The organism is uncultured Amnibacterium sp. (assembly GCF_964250715.1).
Classification (GTDB): Bacteria; Actinomycetota; Actinomycetes; order Actinomycetales; family Microbacteriaceae; genus Amnibacterium.
The window spans coordinates 35923-54153 of record NZ_CAXUGX010000006.1; the positions used below are offsets into that span (position 1 = coordinate 35923).

The 18231-nt window shown below is 71.0% G+C and carries 13 protein-coding genes; 9 read left to right on the forward strand and 4 right to left on the reverse strand.

Annotated elements, in window-relative coordinates:
* Positions 1-8 precede the first annotated feature (8 nt).
* Positions 9-2606 carry a valine--tRNA ligase gene (valS, locus tag ACFE7H_RS07580; protein ID WP_375400757.1) on the reverse strand — a complete coding sequence of 866 codons (2598 nt, stop codon included), beginning with the start codon at positions 2604-2606 and terminating at the stop codon, positions 9-11.
* A 554-nt stretch (positions 2607-3160) separates the two neighbouring features.
* Here valS and ileS point away from each other — a divergent pair.
* Genes ileS through ndk form a run of 4 tightly spaced genes read left to right on the forward strand, consistent with a single transcriptional unit; the run spans position 3161 to position 9007 of the window.
* Positions 3161-6598 (forward strand): isoleucine--tRNA ligase, encoded by a 3438-nt coding sequence (gene ileS, locus ACFE7H_RS07585; protein WP_375400621.1) that lies wholly within the window; start codon positions 3161-3163, stop codon positions 6596-6598.
* Positions 6591-8162 (forward strand): bifunctional folylpolyglutamate synthase/dihydrofolate synthase, encoded by a 1572-nt coding sequence (locus ACFE7H_RS07590; RefSeq protein WP_375400622.1) that lies wholly within the window; start codon positions 6591-6593, stop codon positions 8160-8162. The genes ileS and ACFE7H_RS07590 overlap by 8 nt, the downstream gene beginning before the upstream one ends.
* Positions 8163-8221: 59 nt before the next feature.
* Complete coding sequence (locus ACFE7H_RS07595; protein WP_375400623.1) at positions 8222-8551, forward strand: DUF4233 domain-containing protein; 330 nt, start codon at positions 8222-8224, stop codon at positions 8549-8551.
* 33 nt (positions 8552-8584) lie between these two features.
* Positions 8585-9007, forward strand: coding sequence for a nucleoside-diphosphate kinase (ndk, locus tag ACFE7H_RS07600; protein WP_375400624.1), 423 nt, complete (start codon positions 8585-8587; stop codon positions 9005-9007).
* Between the two features lie 159 nt (positions 9008-9166).
* Here the strand turns inward: ndk and ACFE7H_RS07605 are convergent, their stop codons facing one another.
* Both ACFE7H_RS07605 and ACFE7H_RS07610 read right to left on the reverse strand, forming a co-directional pair.
* On the reverse strand, positions 9167-10570 hold the full coding sequence (locus ACFE7H_RS07605; protein ID WP_375400625.1) for a DUF222 domain-containing protein: 1404 nt from the start codon (positions 10568-10570) through the stop codon (positions 9167-9169).
* 176 nt (positions 10571-10746) lie between these two features.
* Positions 10747-11424, reverse strand: a complete 678-nt coding sequence (locus ACFE7H_RS07610; RefSeq protein WP_375400626.1) for a vitamin K epoxide reductase family protein — start codon at positions 11422-11424, stop codon at positions 10747-10749.
* A 428-nt stretch (positions 11425-11852) separates the two neighbouring features.
* Between ACFE7H_RS07610 and ACFE7H_RS07615 the strand changes: the two genes are divergently transcribed.
* Positions 11853-14540: an Rne/Rng family ribonuclease gene (locus ACFE7H_RS07615; RefSeq protein WP_375400627.1), complete on the forward strand. Its 2688-nt coding sequence runs from the start codon at positions 11853-11855 to the stop codon at positions 14538-14540.
* 119 nt (positions 14541-14659) lie between these two features.
* Here ACFE7H_RS07615 and ACFE7H_RS07620 read toward each other — a convergent pair whose 3' ends face one another.
* Positions 14660-14923 (reverse strand): DUF4031 domain-containing protein, encoded by a 264-nt coding sequence (locus ACFE7H_RS07620; protein ID WP_375400628.1) that lies wholly within the window; start codon positions 14921-14923, stop codon positions 14660-14662.
* Between the two features lie 229 nt (positions 14924-15152).
* Here ACFE7H_RS07620 and rplU point away from each other — a divergent pair, with 229 nt between their 5' ends.
* The 4 genes from rplU to proB all read left to right on the forward strand — a co-directional run bounded on the left by rplU (position 15153) and on the right by proB (position 18231).
* Positions 15153-15461 carry a 50S ribosomal protein L21 gene (gene rplU, locus ACFE7H_RS07625; RefSeq protein ID WP_375400629.1) on the forward strand — a complete coding sequence of 103 codons (309 nt, stop codon included), beginning with the start codon at positions 15153-15155 and terminating at the stop codon, positions 15459-15461.
* Between the two features lie 22 nt (positions 15462-15483).
* Positions 15484-15744: a 50S ribosomal protein L27 gene (gene rpmA / locus ACFE7H_RS07630; protein WP_375400630.1), complete on the forward strand. Its 261-nt coding sequence runs from the start codon at positions 15484-15486 to the stop codon at positions 15742-15744.
* Positions 15745-15925: 181 nt separating this feature from the next.
* A complete protein-coding gene (obgE, locus tag ACFE7H_RS07635; RefSeq protein ID WP_375400631.1) occupies positions 15926-17443 on the forward strand; it encodes a GTPase ObgE in 1518 nt (505 codons plus the stop codon).
* The gene (gene proB, locus ACFE7H_RS07640) at positions 17440-18231 is read left to right on the forward strand and encodes a glutamate 5-kinase (RefSeq protein WP_375400632.1); all 792 of its coding nucleotides are present in this window, start codon (positions 17440-17442) and stop codon (positions 18229-18231) included. The genes obgE and proB overlap by 4 nt, the downstream gene beginning before the upstream one ends.

An 18231-nucleotide genomic window follows, 5' to 3' on the forward strand; every position in this document is an offset into this window, starting at 1 on the left:
GCCGGCTCCTACTCGGTGGTAGCGGGGAAGGTGATGCCGGTCACCGCAATGGTGTCGGCACCGGGCGTCAACTGCACCGTCCCGATGCGGCCGACCGATCGCAGGTCGTCCAGAGCGAGTGCCACGAGCGCGATGCGGTGCTCGGGACCGGTGATCTGGGTCGAGTGTACGGGCGCCTTCTGCGACACTTTGGCATCCGTCTTGGCGCGTCGGATGCCGATCAGCACTTCACCGACGGCTCCCAGGATCTGGGGCTCGCCGCCGGCCTCGAGCGGGCGCGGCCAGGGTGCCCGGTGCACGGATGTCGAGTGCGACCAGCGCCACGCCTCCTCCGTCGCGAACGGCAGGATCGGCGCGAGCAGGCGCAGCAACGCGTCGAGCGCAAGGCGCAGCGCAGCGATCGCCGAGGCACGCGCTGCGGGGAGGTCGTCTGCGTAGGCCCGCTCCTTGACCAGCTCCAGGTAGTCGTCGCAGAACGTCCAGAAGAACCGTTCCACCGTCTCCAGGGCGGTCGCGTGGTCGTACGCGTCCAGGGATTGCGTCGCCTGCACGATCACTTCGTCCAGCGCCGCGAGCATCCCGATATCCAGCGGCTCCGTGACCGCCGCCGCGTCGATGTGGTCGCTGTCGAAGCTGAGGATGAACTTGGCGGCGTTCAGCACCTTGATGGCCAGCCGCCGCCCGATCTTCATCTGGGTGGGGTTGGTCACATCCAGCGCCGCGTCTGTGCCCAGCCGACTGGACGCCGACCAGTAGCGCACCGCGTCCGATCCATGCGTGGCCAGGATGTCGGCCGGGGTCACCACGTTGCCACGCGACTTGGACATCTTCTTGCGGTCGGGATCGACGATGAATCCGCTGATCGTCGCCGCCTTCCACGGCTCCGTCCCATGCTCCAACCGTGCGCGCAACAGCGTGGAGAACAGCCAGGTGCGGATGATGTCCTGGCCTTGGGGGCGCACGTCGAACGGGTAGACCGACGCCCACAGCGCGGCGTCGGCGCCGTACCCGCCGGCCAGCTCGGGTGTCAGCGACGAGGTCGCCCAGGTGTCCATGATGTCCACCTCGCCCACGAAGCCGCCGGGCTGCCCGCGCTGCGCCTCGGTGAATCCGGGCGGCACGTCGGTGGCGGGATCGACCGGCAGGGCGGCGGCGTCCGGAGTGAGCACCCGGTCGTACTGCACCGCGCCGTCGCCGTCGATCCCGTACCAGACCGGCAGGGCGACGCCGAAGAAGCGCTGGCGCGAGATGAGCCAGTCGCCGTTCAGTCCGTTCACCCAGTTCTCGTAGCGGACCCGCATGAAGTCCGGCACGAATCGGATGCGGCGCCCACCCTGGATCAGGCGCTCCCGCAGCGCTTCATCCCGGGCGCCGTTCGACAGGTACCACTGCCGGGTGGGCACGATCTCGAGCGGCCGGTCGCCCTTCTCGTAGAACTTGACGGGGTGGGTGATCGGGCGCGGGTCGCCCACTATTCCGCCGGTGGCATGCAAGAGCTCCAGCAGGGCGGCCTTGGCCGAGAACACCGTCTTGCCGGCCAGCGCCGAATACGCCTCGCGCCCCTCCTTCGACTCGATCGCCGCCGGCGGGTCGGCGACGAACCGGCCGTCGAAGCCGACCACCTGTCGAGTGGGCAGGTCCAGCTCGCGCCACCACGTGACGTCGGTCGTGTCACCGAAGGTGCAGACCATGGCGATGCCGGTGCCCTTGTCCGGCTGCGCCAGGTGGTGGGCCAGCACCGGCACCCGCACCCCGAATACCGGCGTCGTGACCTCCGTGCCGAAGAGCGCCTGGTAGCGCTCGTCGCTCGGATGGGCGACCAGGGCGACGCACGCGGGCAGCAGTTCCGGCCGGGTCGTGTCGACGATCACGGGGCTGCCCGAGCCCGAAGCCACGGGGACGAACGCGAGCGAGTGGTAGGCGCCGGGCTGGTCGCGGTCCTCCAGCTCGGCCTGCGCGACGGCGGTGCGGAAGGTGACGTCCCAGAGCGTGGGCGCCTCCGACTGGTACAGCTGGCCGCGTTCGAGGTTGGCCAGGAACGCCCGCTGAGAGACCGCGCGGGACTCGTCGCCGATCGTGCGGTAGCTCTGGGTCCAGTCGACCGAGAGTCCGAGCGCGCGCCAGACCTGCTCGAATCGGCGCTCGTCCTCCACGGTCAGCCGCTCGCACAGCTCGATGAAGGTCCGGCGCGACACCGGCTGCTGCTGCGCCTTGGCGGGGGCGTCGCCGTCGAAGGGCGGCACGAAGCCCGGCTCGTACGGCAGGGACGGGTCGCAGCGCACGCCGTAGTAGTTCTGCACGCGTCGCTCGGTGGGTAGTCCGTTGTCGTCCCAGCCCATCGGGTAGAAGACGCGCTTGCCCCGCATCCGCTGGTACCGGGCGATGACATCGGTGTGGGTGTAGCTGAAGGCGTGCCCGATGTGCAGCGACCCGGATGCCGTGGGCGGCGGGGTGTCGATGGAGTACACCTCGGCGCGGTCGGCGCCGCGCCCATCGAAGCGATAGGTGCCCTCCGCCTCCCAGACGGCCGACCAGGTGGCCTCCAGGCCCTCCAGCACGGGCTTGTCGGGGACCGTCGCGCGGCCGAAGGCATCGGTGTCAGAGATCCCCGGCGCGGTTCCGGATCTGGGCGGTGCGGTACTGATGGCGTCGGCGGCGTGGGTGGCGTCGATGGTCACGGCGTGCTCCTGTGCTCGATATGTGCGGCACCGAGTCGACTCCGGTGGTGACCGGAAGGTGCCTGAATGTGTGCCCCCGGGGGCGGTCCGCCCATGGTACCGACCGGCCTTCGCCACCACCCCGACTACGGAGATCCCGCCCGAGTACGGAGATCCCGGACGACACGCCGTGTTCGGGGGCAGATACTCCGTACTTGCGCACGTGGCTCCGTAGTCGGGGTGGTGGACCCTCGGGCCAGAGGCCGGGTCGCGCCTCGCGTACGCTGGGGGGAGCGACTGTGATCCGGCCATCACCGGGGAGTCTCCGGAAGAACACCGCGGGCCGGCTACGAACATCAGGCCGGCTAGGCGCAGCGGTCGGTAGAACCGGACGGATGCGGCACGTCACGCCGTCAACGAAGTGGGCCGGCCAGCCGGTCAAGCGGGGTGGTACCGCGCCGAAGCCGGCGTCCCCGTGCGGCAGACGCACGGATGGAGCACGGATGACGTACCCGAAGCACGGCGGCGAGTCCGTCACCCCCAGCCCCCGGTTCCCGGACCTGGAGTTGCAGACCCTCGCCTACTGGGCGACCGACGGCACCTTCCAGGCGTCGATCGACGCCCGCGAGGGGGCGCCGGAGTGGGTCTTCTACGACGGTCCGCCGTTCGCCAACGGCCTGCCCCACTACGGCCACCTGCTGACCGGCTACGCGAAGGACGCCTTCCCCCGCTACCAGACGATGCGCGGCCGCCAGGTGCATCGCCGGTTCGGCTGGGACACCCATGGCCTGCCCGCCGAGCTGGAGGCGATGAGGCAGCTGGGCATCACCACCAAGGACCAGATCGAGGCGATGGGCATCGGGGCCTTCAACGCCGAGGCCCGCGCGTCCGTGCTGCGCTACACGGGGGAGTGGCAGGCGTACGTCACGCGGCAGGCCCGGTGGGTGGACTTCAAGCGGGACTACAAGACGCTCGACACCACGTTCATGGAGAGCGTGCTGTGGGCGTTCAAGCAGCTGCACGACAAGGGCCTGGCCTACGAGGGCTATCGGGTGCTGCCGTACTGCTGGAACGACGAGACCCCGCTGTCCAACCATGAGCTGCGGATGGACGACGACGTCTACCAGCGCCGGCAGGACCCCTCCGTCACCGTCACCTTTCCGCTGGTGGGCGAGCGGGCGGAGGCGCTGGGGCTCACCGCCGTGCGTGCGCTCGCCTGGACCACCACGCCGTGGACCCTGCCGACCAACCTGGCGCTGGCCGTCGGCCCGGACATCGAATACGCCGTCGTCCCGGGCGGGCCGGCGGGCGCTGCAGATTCCGAGGCGCCCGACGCGACCGGCAACACTCCGGGCCTGGACCGTGTCGTGCTGAGCGGGGAGTACCTGATCGCGACCGCCCGGGTGGGCGACTACGCGAAGGATCTGGGCTACGCCTCCGCCGACGACGCCCGCGCCGCGGTCTCGCGCACCGTGCTCGGCCGCGACCTGGCGGGCGTGCAGTACGACCGCCTCTGGGACCACTATGCCGACACCGAGCGGTTCGGCACCGAGCACTCCTGGCACGTGCTCGTCGCGGACTACGTCTCGACGGAGGAGGGCACCGGGATCGTGCACCAGGCGCCTGCCTACGGCGAGGACGACCAGCTCGTCTGCGGCGCCGCCGGCATCCCCGTCATCGTGTCGGTGGACGAGGGCGCCCGTTTCCTGCCGTCCTACGCGCAGACCGAGCTGCCCGAGATCGTCGGTCTGCAGGTGTTCGAGGCGAACCGGCCGATCATCAAGGCGCTGCGGGCGAAGGGCCGCCTGGTGCGCGAGGCCTCCTACGAGCACCCCTACCCGCACTGCTGGCGCTGCCGGCGGCCGCTCATCTACCGTGCGGTCTCCAGCTGGTTCGTGCGGGTCACCGCGTTCCGCGACCGCATGGTCGAGCTGAACCAGCAGATCACCTGGGTGCCGGAGAACGTGAAGGATGGACAGTTCGGCAAATGGCTGGAAGGCGCCCGCGACTGGTCGATCAGCCGCAACCGCTACTGGGGCAGCCCGATCCCGGTGTGGCGCAGCGACGACCCCGCACATCCGCGCATCGACGTGTACGGGTCGCTCGCCGAGTTGCAGCGCGACTTCGGCCGGCTGCCGGTGAACGAGGCGGGGGAGGTCGACCTGCACCGTCCGTACATCGACGGACTCACCCGGCCGAACCCCGATGATCCGACCGGCGCCAGCACGATGCGCCGCATCTCCGACGTGCTGGACGTGTGGTTCGACTCCGGATCCATGCCGTTCGCGCAGGTGCACCACCCCTTCGAGAACGCCGACTGGTTTCAGGCGCACAGCCCTGCTGACTTCATCGTGGAGTACATCGGCCAGACCCGCGGCTGGTTCTACACCCTGCATGTGCTGTCGACGGCGCTCTTCGATCGGCCGGCGTTCGGCACCGTGGTGAGCCACGGGATCGTGCTCGGCAGCGACGGACAGAAGATGTCGAAGAGTCTGCGCAACTACCCCGACGTGTCCGAGGTCTTCGACCGCGACGGGTCGGATGCGATGCGCTGGTTCCTGCTCTCCAGTCCCGTGCTGCGCGGCGGCAACCTGGTGGTGACGGAGGAGGGCATCCGCGAGGGCGTGCGGCAGGTGCTGCTGCCGCTCTGGAGCACCTACTACTTCTTCACCCTGTACGCGGATGCGGCGGGCGCTGCGACGACCGGCACTGCATCCACCGGGTATGGCGCGACCTGGCGCACCGACTCCTCCGACCCCTTGGACCGGCATGTGCTGGCCGCGACCGGCGACCTGATCCGCACGCTGACGACGGACCTGGACGCGTTCGACGCGTTCGGCGCCACGAACCGTTTGCGCGAGTTCGCCGACCTGCTGACCAACTGGTACGTGCGCCGCAGCCGGGAGCGGTTCTGGACCGATACCTCCGACGGCGCCCCGCTGCCGCCGGCGAGCCGCGACGCGTTCGACACGCTGTTCACCGTGCTCGAGACGGTCTCGCGGCTCGCGGCGCCCCTACTGCCGCTGATCACCGAGCAGGTGTGGCGGGGACTGACCGGCGGCCGCAGCGTGCATTTGACCGACTGGCCGGATGCGGATGCGTTCCCCGTGGACGCTGATCTCGTCGCGCGGATGGGCCGGCTGCGCGACATCAGCTCCGTGACCCTGGCGCTGCGCAAGCAGGCGGGTCTGCGCGTACGCCTGCCGCTGTCGTCGCTGACGGTCGTGGCCGACGATGCGGCCGCGCTCGCGGACTCCGGGGGCGCGGCGATCTTGGCGGACGAGCTGAACCTGAAGGCCGTTTCGTTCGAGGTGCCCGGGCCGGACGGCGGTGCTTCCTACGGGCTGACCGAACGCCTGACCGTGAATGCGCGCGCGCTCGGGCCCCGCATCGGCCGGGAGGTGCAGCGGGTGCTGCAGGCGGCCCGCGTGGGCGACTGGCAGCGGGTCGGGGATGGCGTCGTGGTCGGTGGAGTCGGGCTGCAGGACGGCGAGTACGAGCTGGTGCTCGAGCAGGGCGGCGTCGCTCCGGGTACCGCGCTCGGCCTGCTGCCGGTTTCGGCAGGGGGCGAGCCGGGCGGATTCGTGGTGCTCGCCACCGCTCTGACGCCCGAGCTGGAGCTGGAGGGGCACGCCCGCGACTTCATCCGCGATGTGCAGCAGGCCAGGCGTGCGGCCGGCCTGCACGTCTCCGACCGGATCGACCTGGCGGTCGAGGGGGACGACGACCTGCAGCGCATGCTAGCGGTGCACCGCGACCTGGTCGTGGGGGAGACCCTCGTGGCCGAGTTGACGGTCGGCTCGGCCACGGAGCTGTCCGCGACGCGCCTGGCGAAGTGGGTGGACGGCAGCCTCACCCTGCTCGCGGACGACGCCTGGGGTGCGAGCGCCGGTGGCCGGTTCGAGCTGCGGAAGACTGGTCCCATGGAACGCGATGTCTGACGCGGCGGAGGCTGGTCGGCCGCAGGCCGACGGGCAGGAAGCGGGGTGGTCGCAGGCCGACGAGGGAGCGGACGAGCAGCAGCCCCAGCCGCAGACCGAGCAGCAGCGGGCCGAGCTCGACGCGATGCTCGACGCCATCTATGGGCGAGTCGGCGAGATCGCGCCGCAACCGCGGCTGTCGGCGACGCGGCGAGCGCTGGAGCTGCTGGGCGACCCGCAGCGGGCCTATCCGATCGTCCACATCACGGGGACGAACGGCAAGACCTCCACCAGCCGGATCACCGAGAGCATCCTGCGCGCCCACGGTCTGCGCACCGGCCTGTTCACCAGCCCCGATCTGGGCCGCCTGAACGAGCGCATCGTGATCGACGGCGAGCCGATCGACGACGATCGCATGATCGCGAACTGGAACGACATCGCCGTCTACCTGCAGATGACCGACACCGAGATGGCGGCCGCGGGCGAGGCGCCGCTCACGTTCTTCGAGGCCCTGACCGTGCTCGCCTACGCCGTCTTCGCCGACGCTCCGATCGATGTCGGCGTGATCGAGGTCGGTATGGGCGGAGAGTGGGACTCCACGAACGTCGCGGACGGCCAGGTGGCCGTGTTCACGCCCATCGACCTGGACCACACCGAGCGATTGGGCTCCACGATCGCGGCGATCGCCCGCACCAAGTCGGGCATCATCAAGCCGAACGCGCGGGTCGTGACCGCCGTACAGACCCCGGAGGCGCTCGCCGAGCTGCAGCGCGCGGCCGACCTGAGCGAGGCGGTCGTCTCATTGCAGGACCGGGACTTCACGGTCCTGGGTCGGCGCGCAGTCCCCAGCCGCACGGCCGCCACGTCGCCTTCCGGCGACGCGTCGGTACCGGCGGCCGTGGGCCCAGTCGGCGGCCAGGTGATCGACGTGCAGGGCCGCGCCGCCCGGTACGACGGCCTGGTCCTGCCGCTACTCGGCGCCCATCAGGCGCAGAACGCCGCGGTCGCGATCGCCGCGGTCGAGACGTTCCTCGGCGACGGCAGTCAGCCGATCGTGCGCGACGTGCTGGACGAGGGCCTGGCCGCCGCGACCTCGCCGGGCCGGCTGCAGGTCGTTGCGACGGGCCCGACCCTGGTCGTCGACGCCGCCCACAACCCGCACGGCGCTGCGGCGCTCGCGGCCGGCCTGCGGGAGTCGTTCCGGTTCCGGCGGTTGACCGCCGTCTTCGCGGTCCTCGACGACAAGGACGCCGCCGGCATGGTGCGGGCCGTCGCCGACGTGGTGGACGACTTCGTGGTCACCACCGCACCGTCTGCGCGGGCGACCGATGTCGACCAACTGGCCGCGGTCGTGGCGGCCGTCGTGGGGCCCGAGCGGGTACGCGTGGAGCCGGATGTGCGCCAAGCGCTGCTGGCGGCGCGGGACCTGGCCGGCGAGCCCCGCGACTTCGCTGCGGGCGTCGATCCGGACATCGGAGCGGAAGCCGGGCAGGCGCTGGAGCCCGGGGTGCTCGCCTTCGGCTCGATCACCCTCATCGGTACTGTCATCGCCATCGCCCGCGACCGCGGGTGGGGGCGCCGGTGACCGACGCCTCACGTCGCGCGCCGAGGCGACCGGGCGGTCGCGGGCGCGGGCCGCGGACCGTGCGCGGCAGCCTCGCCTCCATCGTGCTGGCGACGCAGTTCATCGTCGTGATCCTTGCCGCGCTCGTGGTCTTCGGCCTGCGGGTGGTCCCACCCGGAGTCGCGTTCGGCGCGGGCGCGGCGCTGCTGGTCGTCATCGCGATCGCTGCGGCGACCGCCAACCGCCCGGTGGGTATCGCGCTCGGGTGGCTGGTGCAGTTGGTGCTGATCGCGGGCGGCATCCTGGAGCCCACCGTGGGCATCGTGGGCGTGATCTTCTTGGCGATCTGGGTCTACTGCATGATTGTCGGCGGACGGATCGACCGCCGCGAGGCCGCTGTCCGGTCCTGACCGCGTTGCACCGAGTGAAGGAGCCGACAGCCGATGCCCGAGACGACCGAAGAGACCCTGGTGCTGGTCAAGCCCGACGGTGTCGCTCGCAACCTGACCGGCGAGATCCTGCGCCGCATCGAGGCCAAGGGCTACTCCCTGGTCGACATCCGCCTGGTGGAGGCCGACCGGACGCTGCTCGCCCAGCACTACGCCGAGCACGAGGGCAAGCCGTTCTACGAGCCGCTGGTGGAGTTCATGGAGTCCGGGCCGATCGTCGCGATCCGCCTGGCGGGCAACCGGGTGATCGAGGGCTTTCGTTCTCTTGCCGGCGCCACCGACCCGACCGTCGCCGCACCGGGCACCATTCGCGGCGACTTCGGGCGCGACTGGGGCTTGAAGGTGCAGCAGAACCTGGTGCACGGCAGCGACTCGGCCGAGTCCGCGACGCGCGAACTCGCCCTCTGGTTCGGCTGAGCTGCGTTGATCATCGTGCCGCCGCCGGCGGCGCGAGTCGCGGGCAGCCCGCCCGGCCGAATGAATCAGCCGGGCTTCCGATCCGGCGTACCTCCGCGACGGTGAGGGTGAGACGCATTCGGACCGGAGTGCCGCGTTCAGGGTGATGCTCGCGCCGGTCTACATCCGCTTCGGCGTCCCGCGCGTGCCCTGGTTGATGGGGTGTCGTTGCATGCGGTGTCGCGGCAGTGGTGGTCCGTGCCAGCCCTTCGGTACCAGGTGCGGCCGTTTCTCGTGGAGGCGGATCTCGTGTCGACCGGTGTTGTGGATGAGGTGGTGGTGGTGGCTGCAGAGCAGTACCCCGTTGTCGATGTCGGTGGGTCCCTGGTCGCGATGCCACCAGGCGATGTGGTGCGCGTCGGTCCAGGCGACGGGAGCAGTACAGCCCGGCCAGGCGCAGCCACCATCCCTCGCGGCGAGTGCTTTCTTCTGTGCGGGCGTGAAGAGTCGGTTCGAGAGACCTAAGTAGAGCGGTTCGCCCTGCTCCCCGGTGACCAGCAGGCGTGTCCGTCCGTCGCACGCGATCTGTTCCACCGTCGGGATCGGGAGTCGGGCGCGGATGCCCTCCGGCCAGCCACCACCGGTGCGTTGTTCGAGGTCGGTGGCGGTGACGTGGACGACGACCTCGTGAACGGCCTTGGTTCCGACGGTCCCGTCGTGTTCTGCTTGGACTCCTGCGGTGATGATGGCGGCGAAGGTGTCGAAGTCGTATTGCGTGGTGGTCCTCTGGTCGCCGTCGGCTTCCCTCCACGTGGATTCCAGGTCCTCGGCGTCCTCACCGCCGGCCGGCTGGTAAGTCATCCGCACCCCACGCCGGTGGGCTTGGAGTGCTTCGCGGAGGAGTGCGGCGACTTCCGGGGTGGCGCGTCCGGTGAAGGGCGTCAACCCGTCGATCCCGAGTCGTCCGAGCCGGAACGCACGTTTCTGTCGTCGTGCTTCGTCGGCGGGTTCAGTACCGTCGGGATCGAGGTATTCCGCCCAGGTCGCGGTCTGTACCGACAGCAGGTCCGGAGTCAGGATCCCGGCGGCCTCGGTCAGTTGGGCTTCGGCGATCTCCAGGTTCTCGATCGTGGTCCGCTTCCTGACGGAGTTCAGGGTCTCCACCACCAGTCGGGCCGCTTCGACACCCACCTCACCGGCATTCACCGCGGCGGTCATCACCGGGTACCGGCCGGGCAGCTCATCGCCCGTCAAACCGAGGCGGGGCAGCAGCGCGGTGCCGACCCCGATCCGGCGTTTGGCTTCCTTCGTCCCGATCCGCGCGACCGTGGAGACCAGGTCCGCTCCGTCGCGGGCGTCGTACTGCTCGGCGAGACCGTTCGGGCTCAGCTGGACCCGGGACCGCCATTCGACTTCCGCGGCGGCACGGATACGGCGGGCGTCGACGACCCGACCGATCGCCTCCCACCCCTCCACCGCAGCAAGCACCTCCGCATCCGTCGCGTTCCGCGACAGCACGGGCGCAGCAAGCACCGCGGCGAGCGCGCCGTCGAGCGCTTCGCGGGTGATGGTCGCCGACTGCATACCTGCACTCAACCACCCACCACCGACACTGGTCCCGAGACCGAGAAGCACCTTCGATCAGCGGAACCGCGCCCGAGTAACCGGCGCGTCGACTCCTCCCCAAGCCGCCTGCTCGGCCACTTCTCCACAGCCCCACGAACCTTGCGCAGGTACCGCGTGAGGGGAGGGCGGACGGGTCAGAAGACCGTGTGCAGCACGTCCAGCTTCACCTGCGCCAGCACGGCGACGGTCAGGTACACGACCAGGGTGATCAGCGGCGTCCAGCCGAGCAGTGAGGCGCCCACGCGGCGACCGTTCCGGCCCAGCGGCAGCGCGCCGGTCGAGAGGTTGAAGAGCGTCGTCGCGATCACCATGGGGATCGTCCCGATCCACACCACCATGCACCAGGGGCACAGCGTGCCCAGGTGGAACAGGCTCTGCGTGATCAGGAACATCACGAAGCCGATCGCGAACGCCATTCCCACGTTGAATGCCGCCCAGAACCACCGGGGGAATCGGGTACCGGCCAGGCCGGCGACGCCGAGAAGGATCGGCGCCGGGAAGCACATCAGGCCGATGACCGAGTTGGGGAAGCCGAACACCGCGCCTTCGGGCGAATTCAGGTTCTTGCTGCAGGTGACCAGCGGATTGATGTTGCAGTTCAGGTGGATGCTCGGATGCTGCAGCAGCGCGAACTTGTCGATTGTCAACTCGAATGCGCCGATGAGGCCGAGCACGCCACCCACGATCAGCAGCACGGCCAGCGCGACCGGTGGGGCCAGTGCCTCCCGTGCGGCGGGCGACGGAGGCGCGGCGACCCGATCCGCGGTGCGCGCGGGCGGTGTCCCGGCGCCGGGCCGCGTCTGCGTGCTCACCCGCCGAGTATGCCATCGGGGTCCACGCGGCCGGGGCTCCACGCGGGCGGTGCTGTCGGGATCCGGTATCCGCGCGGACGCGCCGGGCTCGGGAGCAGATGGCCCGCGTGCGATACTGCTGTCGAGGTCTTTCCCGGACGTGTGCCGGACCAGGCCGCACAGTTTCCCGGGACGATCCATGGCGGGTCGGTACCGACGCACCCATCGCCGCTCGCGGCGGATCGGGGATGAGCGGAACCCGGGTGGCGCTCCGGCGCCTGCCACGGACCGCGGTCCGTGGACGAAAAGACCACGTCCGGGTCGGGATCGGCCTGGGACGACCAGACGATGTGAGCGGTCGGGCCTGCGGGCAGCGGCCCCACGAACAGGCGGAGAGCGCAGCCCCGGATCGGATCCTGTGGCGCGTCCGCGCAAGGAGTGCACCAGCGATGGTGAAGGACGACGCAACCACATCCGCGACCGACTCGGCCGAGCAGACCGGGACAGGCGAGGAACGCACCGCACGGACCCGGATCGGCCGCCGCATCCGCGCCTTTCCGCCCAGGGCCGCGCGCCGAGCGGAGTCGGCTGCCGACGCTCTGCCCGGCCTGGAGGCGCAGGGTCCCGCCGCCCTCGCCGTGGTGGAGGACGTGCCCGCGCCGCTCGACGAGCAGCGGCCGAGCGACCTGCCCGAGTTCGTCGACCCGCCCGGTAGATCGACCGCGGATGAGCCGACCGCGGATGAGCCGGTCGAGGCGCCCGACACCGTCGAGCCGGCTGAGGAGGTCCACGACACCGACGAGCCGGCTGAGGAGGTCCACGAGACCGTCGAGCCGCCTTCGTCGCCGGTCACCGACACCGCTGTCGCACCGGCGCCCCGATCCTCCGGTCCGCGGCGCCCCGCCAGCTTCTCGCTGGTGTTCCAGGCGCCGCCCACCCCGACCGCCGAGCCGGCGGCAGCGCCCGCCGAGCCGACTCTGGAGGAGGACGACGACGACGAGGATGCGGAGCCGTCGGCGGATGCGGGCGCCAGCCCGACGCGCCGATCGCGCCGCCGTAGCCGCGGCCGCCCAGGGGGCGCCGAGGAGGGTCCCGCCGACACGTCCACCGAGGTCGTCGCCAGAACCCGCCCGCCGCGCGAGCCGATCACCGAGCCGCAGAAGCTGAAGGGCTCCACCCGGCTGGAGGCTAAGCGTCAGCGCCGTCGCGACGGTCGCGACGCGGGTCGCCGCCGCACCGTGGTCACCGAGGCGGAGTTCCTCGCCCGCCGCGAGGCCGTCGACCGCGTGATGATCGTGCGCAGCGACGAGGACCACATCGAGATCGGTGTGCTGGAGGACGGGATCCTCGCCGAGCACTACCTCGCCAAGAACGCCAACGTCTCGCTCATCGGCAACGTCTACCTCGGCCGGGTGCAGAACGTGCTGCCCAGCATGGAGGCGGCGTTCGTCGACATCGGGCGTGGCCGCAACGCGGTCCTCTACTCCGGCGAGGTCGACTGGGACGCCGCCAGCGATCGCCTAGGCGACAAGGGGTCGCAGGCCCGACGCATCGAGCTCGCCCTGAAGAGCGGCGACCGGGTGCTCGTGCAGGTGACGAAGGATCCGGTCGGCCACAAGGGTTCGCGCCTGACCAGCTCCATCTCGCTGCCCGGCCGCTACCTGGTCTACGTGCCGAACGGCTCCATGAACGGCATCTCCCGCAAGCTGCCCGACACGGAGCGCGCACGGCTGAAGCGCATCCTGAAGGACGCCCTGCCCGACTCCGCCGGGGTCATCGTCCGCACCGCGGCGGAGGGGGCGGCGGAGGAGCAGCTGACCGTCGACGTGCAGCGCCTGGCCAACCAGTGGGCCGAGATCGAGCACCTGGTCGAGACGGCCACGGCGCCTGCGCTGCTGCACAGCGAGCCCGACCTGCTGGTCAAGATCGTGCGCGACGTCTTCAACGAGGACTTCGCGAAGCTCGTGATCGCCGGCGACGACGCCCGCGAGACGATCGAGCGCTACCTGGGCGGAGTGGCTCCCGAGCTGCTCGACCGGGTGGAGCGGTGGGAGGGCGACGGCGACGTGTTCGCCGCATACCGGGTCGGCGAGCAGATCGAGAAGGCGCTGGACCGCAAGGTGTGGCTGCCGTCGGGCGGGTCGCTCGTGATCGACCGCACCGAGGCCATGACCGTCATCGACGTCAACACCGGCAAGTTCGTGGGCTCCGGCGGCAACCTGGAGGAGACCGTCACCAAGAACAACCTGGAGGCGGCCGAGGAGATCGTGCGGCAGCTGCGGCTGCGAGACATCGGCGGCATCATCGTGGTCGACTTCATCGACATGGTGCTGGAGAGCAACCGCGATCTGGTGCTCCGCCGCCTGGTCGAGTGCCTGTCGCGCGATCGCACCAAGCATCAGGTCGCCGAGGTGACGTCGCTCGGGCTCGTGCAGATGACCCGCAAGCGAATCGGCATCGGCCTGGCCGAGTCGATGTCCGACGAGACCGTCGCGGCCGACAACCGTCCCGATCCGCAGGCGCCGGGGCGTCGCCGGCGGGGCGGCGGGCAGGACAAGCAGCAGCAGGCGCCGCGCAGTCCGGGGTCGACTCACGTCATCACCGACGGCGCCAAGACGGCCCTCGCACAGATCGCGGGGGCGACGATCGTGCCAGCAGCGCGCGCGGACCAGGAGCCCGAGACCCTCGGAGCGCCGGCTGCATCGACGTCCGCCCCGACCTCCGCTCCGGCCGCTTCCCGTCCCGAGCGCGCCAGCCGGCGGGCCTCGCAGCCGGGGTCACAGCCCGTCGCGTCCCCGCCCGTCGCCTCAGTGCCGGTCGCCTCAGTGCCGGTCGCCTCAGTGCCGGAGCCGCAGTCCCCGCCGGAGCCCCAGTCCCCGCCGGAGCCCCAGTCTGCTCCGGAGTCGGAGTCTCCGCCCGAGCCTCAGTCCACCTCCGCGAGCTCTTCGCGACCGGCACCGCTCATCGAGCTGCCGACCGCCTCGGTGCAGCCCGTGCGCGCGAAGCGGGTCGACGAGGCCGCCGCCGGCCTGCTCGACTCCGTGCTGGGCGCCCTGCCCGAGCCGAAGCGCCCCGGCCAGGGCCGCCGCTCCCGCCGGGTCTCGACCCCCGCCCTGACGCCCAAACAACAGGACTGAGCCGCACCTCCAGAGCACGACAGCAGGACAGGGTCCCGACAGCAGGCTGGTGGTCGCCCCACCACCTGCTGACGGGACGTGGTCCTGCTGTCGTGCTCCGCTCGCACGGCGGAGGCGCGTCAGCGGTCGCGGGCGCGGACGCGCAGGCCGCTCGCGATCAGGCGGCGGGTCAGTTCGTGGGCATCGACCTGCACCGCGCCGGCCGCCACGATCTCGTCGATCCGATCCTCCGGGACGTCGTAGTGGTCGGCGTCGAACCCGCGCGGCGGCAGGCCCAGCCGAGCGGCGAACGCGTGCAGCTCGGCGAGCGATGTGTCGCTGACCAGGTGGGCCCACATGCGGTCGTGCGCCGGCCACAGCGGAGCATCCACCAGCACGGCCACGCCTCATCGTCGCACCGGAGCGCAGTCGAGCGAGTGGCGGCCGTCGCGGCGCGGTGCCCGGGTGGCGGGTGCCTTCCGGATCGACTACTCTTGACCGTCGGTGCGCGCGGCACTGTGCGGGCAGGTTCCAGACCTGCACACGACGGGCCCGCATCGGTTTCTCCCACAGGCGACGGCCCACCGGCCGTCTCGCTCCTGCGGGTCTTCGAGCGGAAGCAAGGGTTCAGACGTGGTCTATGCGGTTGTGCGCGCCGGCGGGCGTCAGGAGAAGGTCGAGGTCGGCACCATCGTGACACTCGACCGCATCGCGGCAGGCGACGACGGTACGGTGCAGCTTGCACCGGTGCTGCTCGTCGACGGCGAGACGGTCACGCATGCGGCCGCCGACCTGGCCGGAGTGATGGTGACGGCCGAGGTGCTGGGCGACCTGCGCGGCAAGAAGATCATCATCCAGAAGTTCAAGAGCAAGACCGGGTACAAGAAGCGCCAGGGCCACCGCCAGGAGCTCACCCGCGTCCGCGTCACCGCGATCGGCTGAGGCCGAGGACAGGAGCACCGACATGGCACACAAGAAGGGCGCGAGTTCGACCCGCAACGGTCGTGACTCCAATGCGCAGCGACTCGGCGTCAAGCGCTTCGGCGGTCAGGTCGTCAAGGCCGGCGAGATCATCGTCCGCCAGCGGGGCACGCACTTCCACCCCGGTGTGAACGTCGGCCGCGGCGGCGACGACACCCTGTTCGCGCTCGAGGCGGGCGCGGTGCAGTTCGGCGCCAAGGGGCGTCGCAAGGTCATCAATATCGTGGCGACCACCGCCGCGTAACGCTGCGGCGTCATCAGGCGCGCTGTGCATCAGGTGGGCGGGTGGACTTCACCCGCCCATTCCTGCGTTTCGGATCGGGACCACGACGGCCGAGCGATCTGATCGACGCGAAGCTCGTGCGGCTCGCGCAGCTCGGAATGCGTAGCCCGGATTGCACAGCCCGAATGAAGGGAAGGCGGCCATGACGACGTTCGTCGACGAGGTCACGCTGCACCTGCGCGCGGGGTACGGCGGCAACGGATGTGTCTCGGTGCGCCGGGAGAAGTTCAAGCCGCTCGCCGGTCCCGACGGCGGCAACGGCGGCAACGGCGGCACCGTCACCCTGGTCGCGGACAGCCAGGTCACCACCCTGCTCGGCTACCACCGTTCGCCGCACCGGTTCGCCGGCAACGGCACGGCGGGTGCCGGCGACATGCGGCATGGGGCAGGCGGCGAGGATCTGGAGCTGCCGGTGCCGGTCGGCACGGTCGTCACCGACGCGGACGGCGCGGAGTTGGCCGACCTGACCGAATCCGGCATGCGCCTGGTGGTCGCCGAGGGCGGTCGCGGAGGTCTCGGCAACGCGGCAATCGCGAGCCCCAAGCGCAAGGCTCCGGGATTCGCCCTACTCGGCACCCCCGGCTTCGAGGGGGACGTGCGCCTCACGCTGAAGACCGTCGCCGACGCCGCCCTCGTCGGCTACCCCTCCGCCGGTAAGTCCAGCCTCATCGCCGCGCTCTCCTCCGCCCGGCCCAAGATCGCCGACTACCCGTTCACGACGCTGCAGCCGAACCTGGGCGTGGTGCAGGCGGGGTCGGAGCGGTACACCGTCGCCGACGTCCCCGGACTGATCGAGGGGGCGAGCGAGGGGCGCGGCCTGGGGCTGGAGTTCCTGCGGCACGTGGAGCGGTGCAGCGTGCTGGTGCACGTCGTCGACTGCGCGACGGCCGAACCCGGCCGCGATCCGCTGAGCGACCTCGCCGCGATCCGCACCGAACTCGCCGCCTACCCTGTGCCCGCCGGCCAGCTGCCGCTGCTGCAGCGGCCGCAGGTGATCGCCTTGAACAAGGTGGACGCGCCCGACGGCCGCGAGCTGGCCGAGATGGTGCGCACCGACCTCGAGGCGCAGGGCTATCGGGTGTTCGCGGTGTCCGCCGCCAGCCACGAGGGGCTGCGGGAGTTGTCGTTCGCGCTGGCCGAGATCATCGCGCGCGATCGGGCGGACCGTGCCGCGGCACCGGCGTTGCCGCGCATCGTGCTGCGTCCCTCCGCCGTGGACGAGCAGTCGTTCGACATCCGCGTCGAGGGCGGCACCGAGCCGATCTACCGCATCGTCGGCGCCAAGCCGGAGCGCTGGGTCGCCCAGACCGAATTCACCAACGACGAGGCGGTCGGCTTCCTGGCCGACCGATTGAACAAGCTCGGTGTCGAAGATGCCCTGTTCGCCAGCGGCGCCACCGCCGGCTCCACGGTCGTCATCGGTCGGGGCGACGGCGTGATCTTCGACTGGGAGCCGACCCTCATGTCCGCGGCCGAGCTGATGACCGCGCCCCGCGGCTCCGACACCCGGCTCGACGGGCCCGGCCGCCGCACCAACGACGACCGGCGGCGCAGCTACCGGGCGCGGATGAACGCCAAGTCCGAGGCCCGCGATGTGGCCGAAGTCGAGCGCCTCGCCGAACGGCACGCCACGGCGGCTGCCGGCGGCGACGAGCGATGAGGCTGACCGACCGCTCGCAGGTCTCCTCCGCCCGCCGGGTGGTGGTGAAGGTCGGATCCTCCTCCATCAGCGGCGCCAATGCCGATCGGATCGAGCCGCTCGTCGGTGCGCTCGCGGCCACCCATGCGCGCGGCGCCCAGGTGATCCTCGTGTCGTCCGGAGCGATCGCCACCGGCATGCCGTTCCTCGGGCTGGCCGACCGTCCCGCCGACCTCGCGACGCAGCAGGCCGCCGCCGCGGTCGGTCAGAACCTGCTGGTCGGCAAGTATCAGGAGCATCTGGGCGCGTTCGGCATCGTGGCCGGCCAGGTGCTGCTGACCGCGAACGACCTGACCAATCCGACCCATCGGCAGAACGCGCAACGGGCCATCGACAAGCTGCTGGAGCTGCGCATCCTGCCGATCGTGAACGAGAACGACACCGTTGCCACCCACGAGATCCGCTTCGGCGACAACGACCGGCTCGCCGCGATGGTCGCGGAGTTGGTCGGCGCCGACCTGCTCGTGCTGCTGAGCGACGTCGACGCCCTGTACACGAGGCCCCCGCGCGATCCGGGCGCCGTGCGGATCGACGAGGTGCCGTACGGCGACCCCCTGGACGACGTGGTCGTCGGCGAGTCCGACACGGGCGTCGGCACGGGCGGAGCGGCCACAAAGGTGCAGGCGGCGCGGACCGCCACGGACGCGGGGACGGCGGTCCTGCTGACCGCGACCGACCTGGCCGACGCAGCGCTCGCCGGCGAGCGCGTGGGAACCTGGTTCGCGCCGGCCCCGCAGCCCGAGTTCTAG

Coding starts and splice junctions, on each gene's coding strand:
- obgE (WP_375400631.1), top strand. CDS start 15,926: ATGACGACGTTCGTCGACGAGGTCACGCTGCACCTGCGCGCGGGGTAC.
- proB (WP_375400632.1), top strand. CDS start 17,440: ATGAGGCTGACCGACCGCTCGCAGGTCTCCTCCGCCCGCCGGGTGGTG.
- ndk (WP_375400624.1), top strand. CDS start 8,585: ATGCCCGAGACGACCGAAGAGACCCTGGTGCTGGTCAAGCCCGACGGT.
- ACFE7H_RS07605 (WP_375400625.1), bottom strand. CDS start 10,570: ATGCAGTCGGCGACCATCACCCGCGAAGCGCTCGACGGCGCGCTCGCC.
- ileS (WP_375400621.1), top strand. CDS start 3,161: ATGACGTACCCGAAGCACGGCGGCGAGTCCGTCACCCCCAGCCCCCGG.
- ACFE7H_RS07615 (WP_375400627.1), top strand. CDS start 11,853: ATGGTGAAGGACGACGCAACCACATCCGCGACCGACTCGGCCGAGCAG.
- ACFE7H_RS07590 (WP_375400622.1), top strand. CDS start 6,591: ATGTCTGACGCGGCGGAGGCTGGTCGGCCGCAGGCCGACGGGCAGGAA.
- rpmA (WP_375400630.1), top strand. CDS start 15,484: ATGGCACACAAGAAGGGCGCGAGTTCGACCCGCAACGGTCGTGACTCC.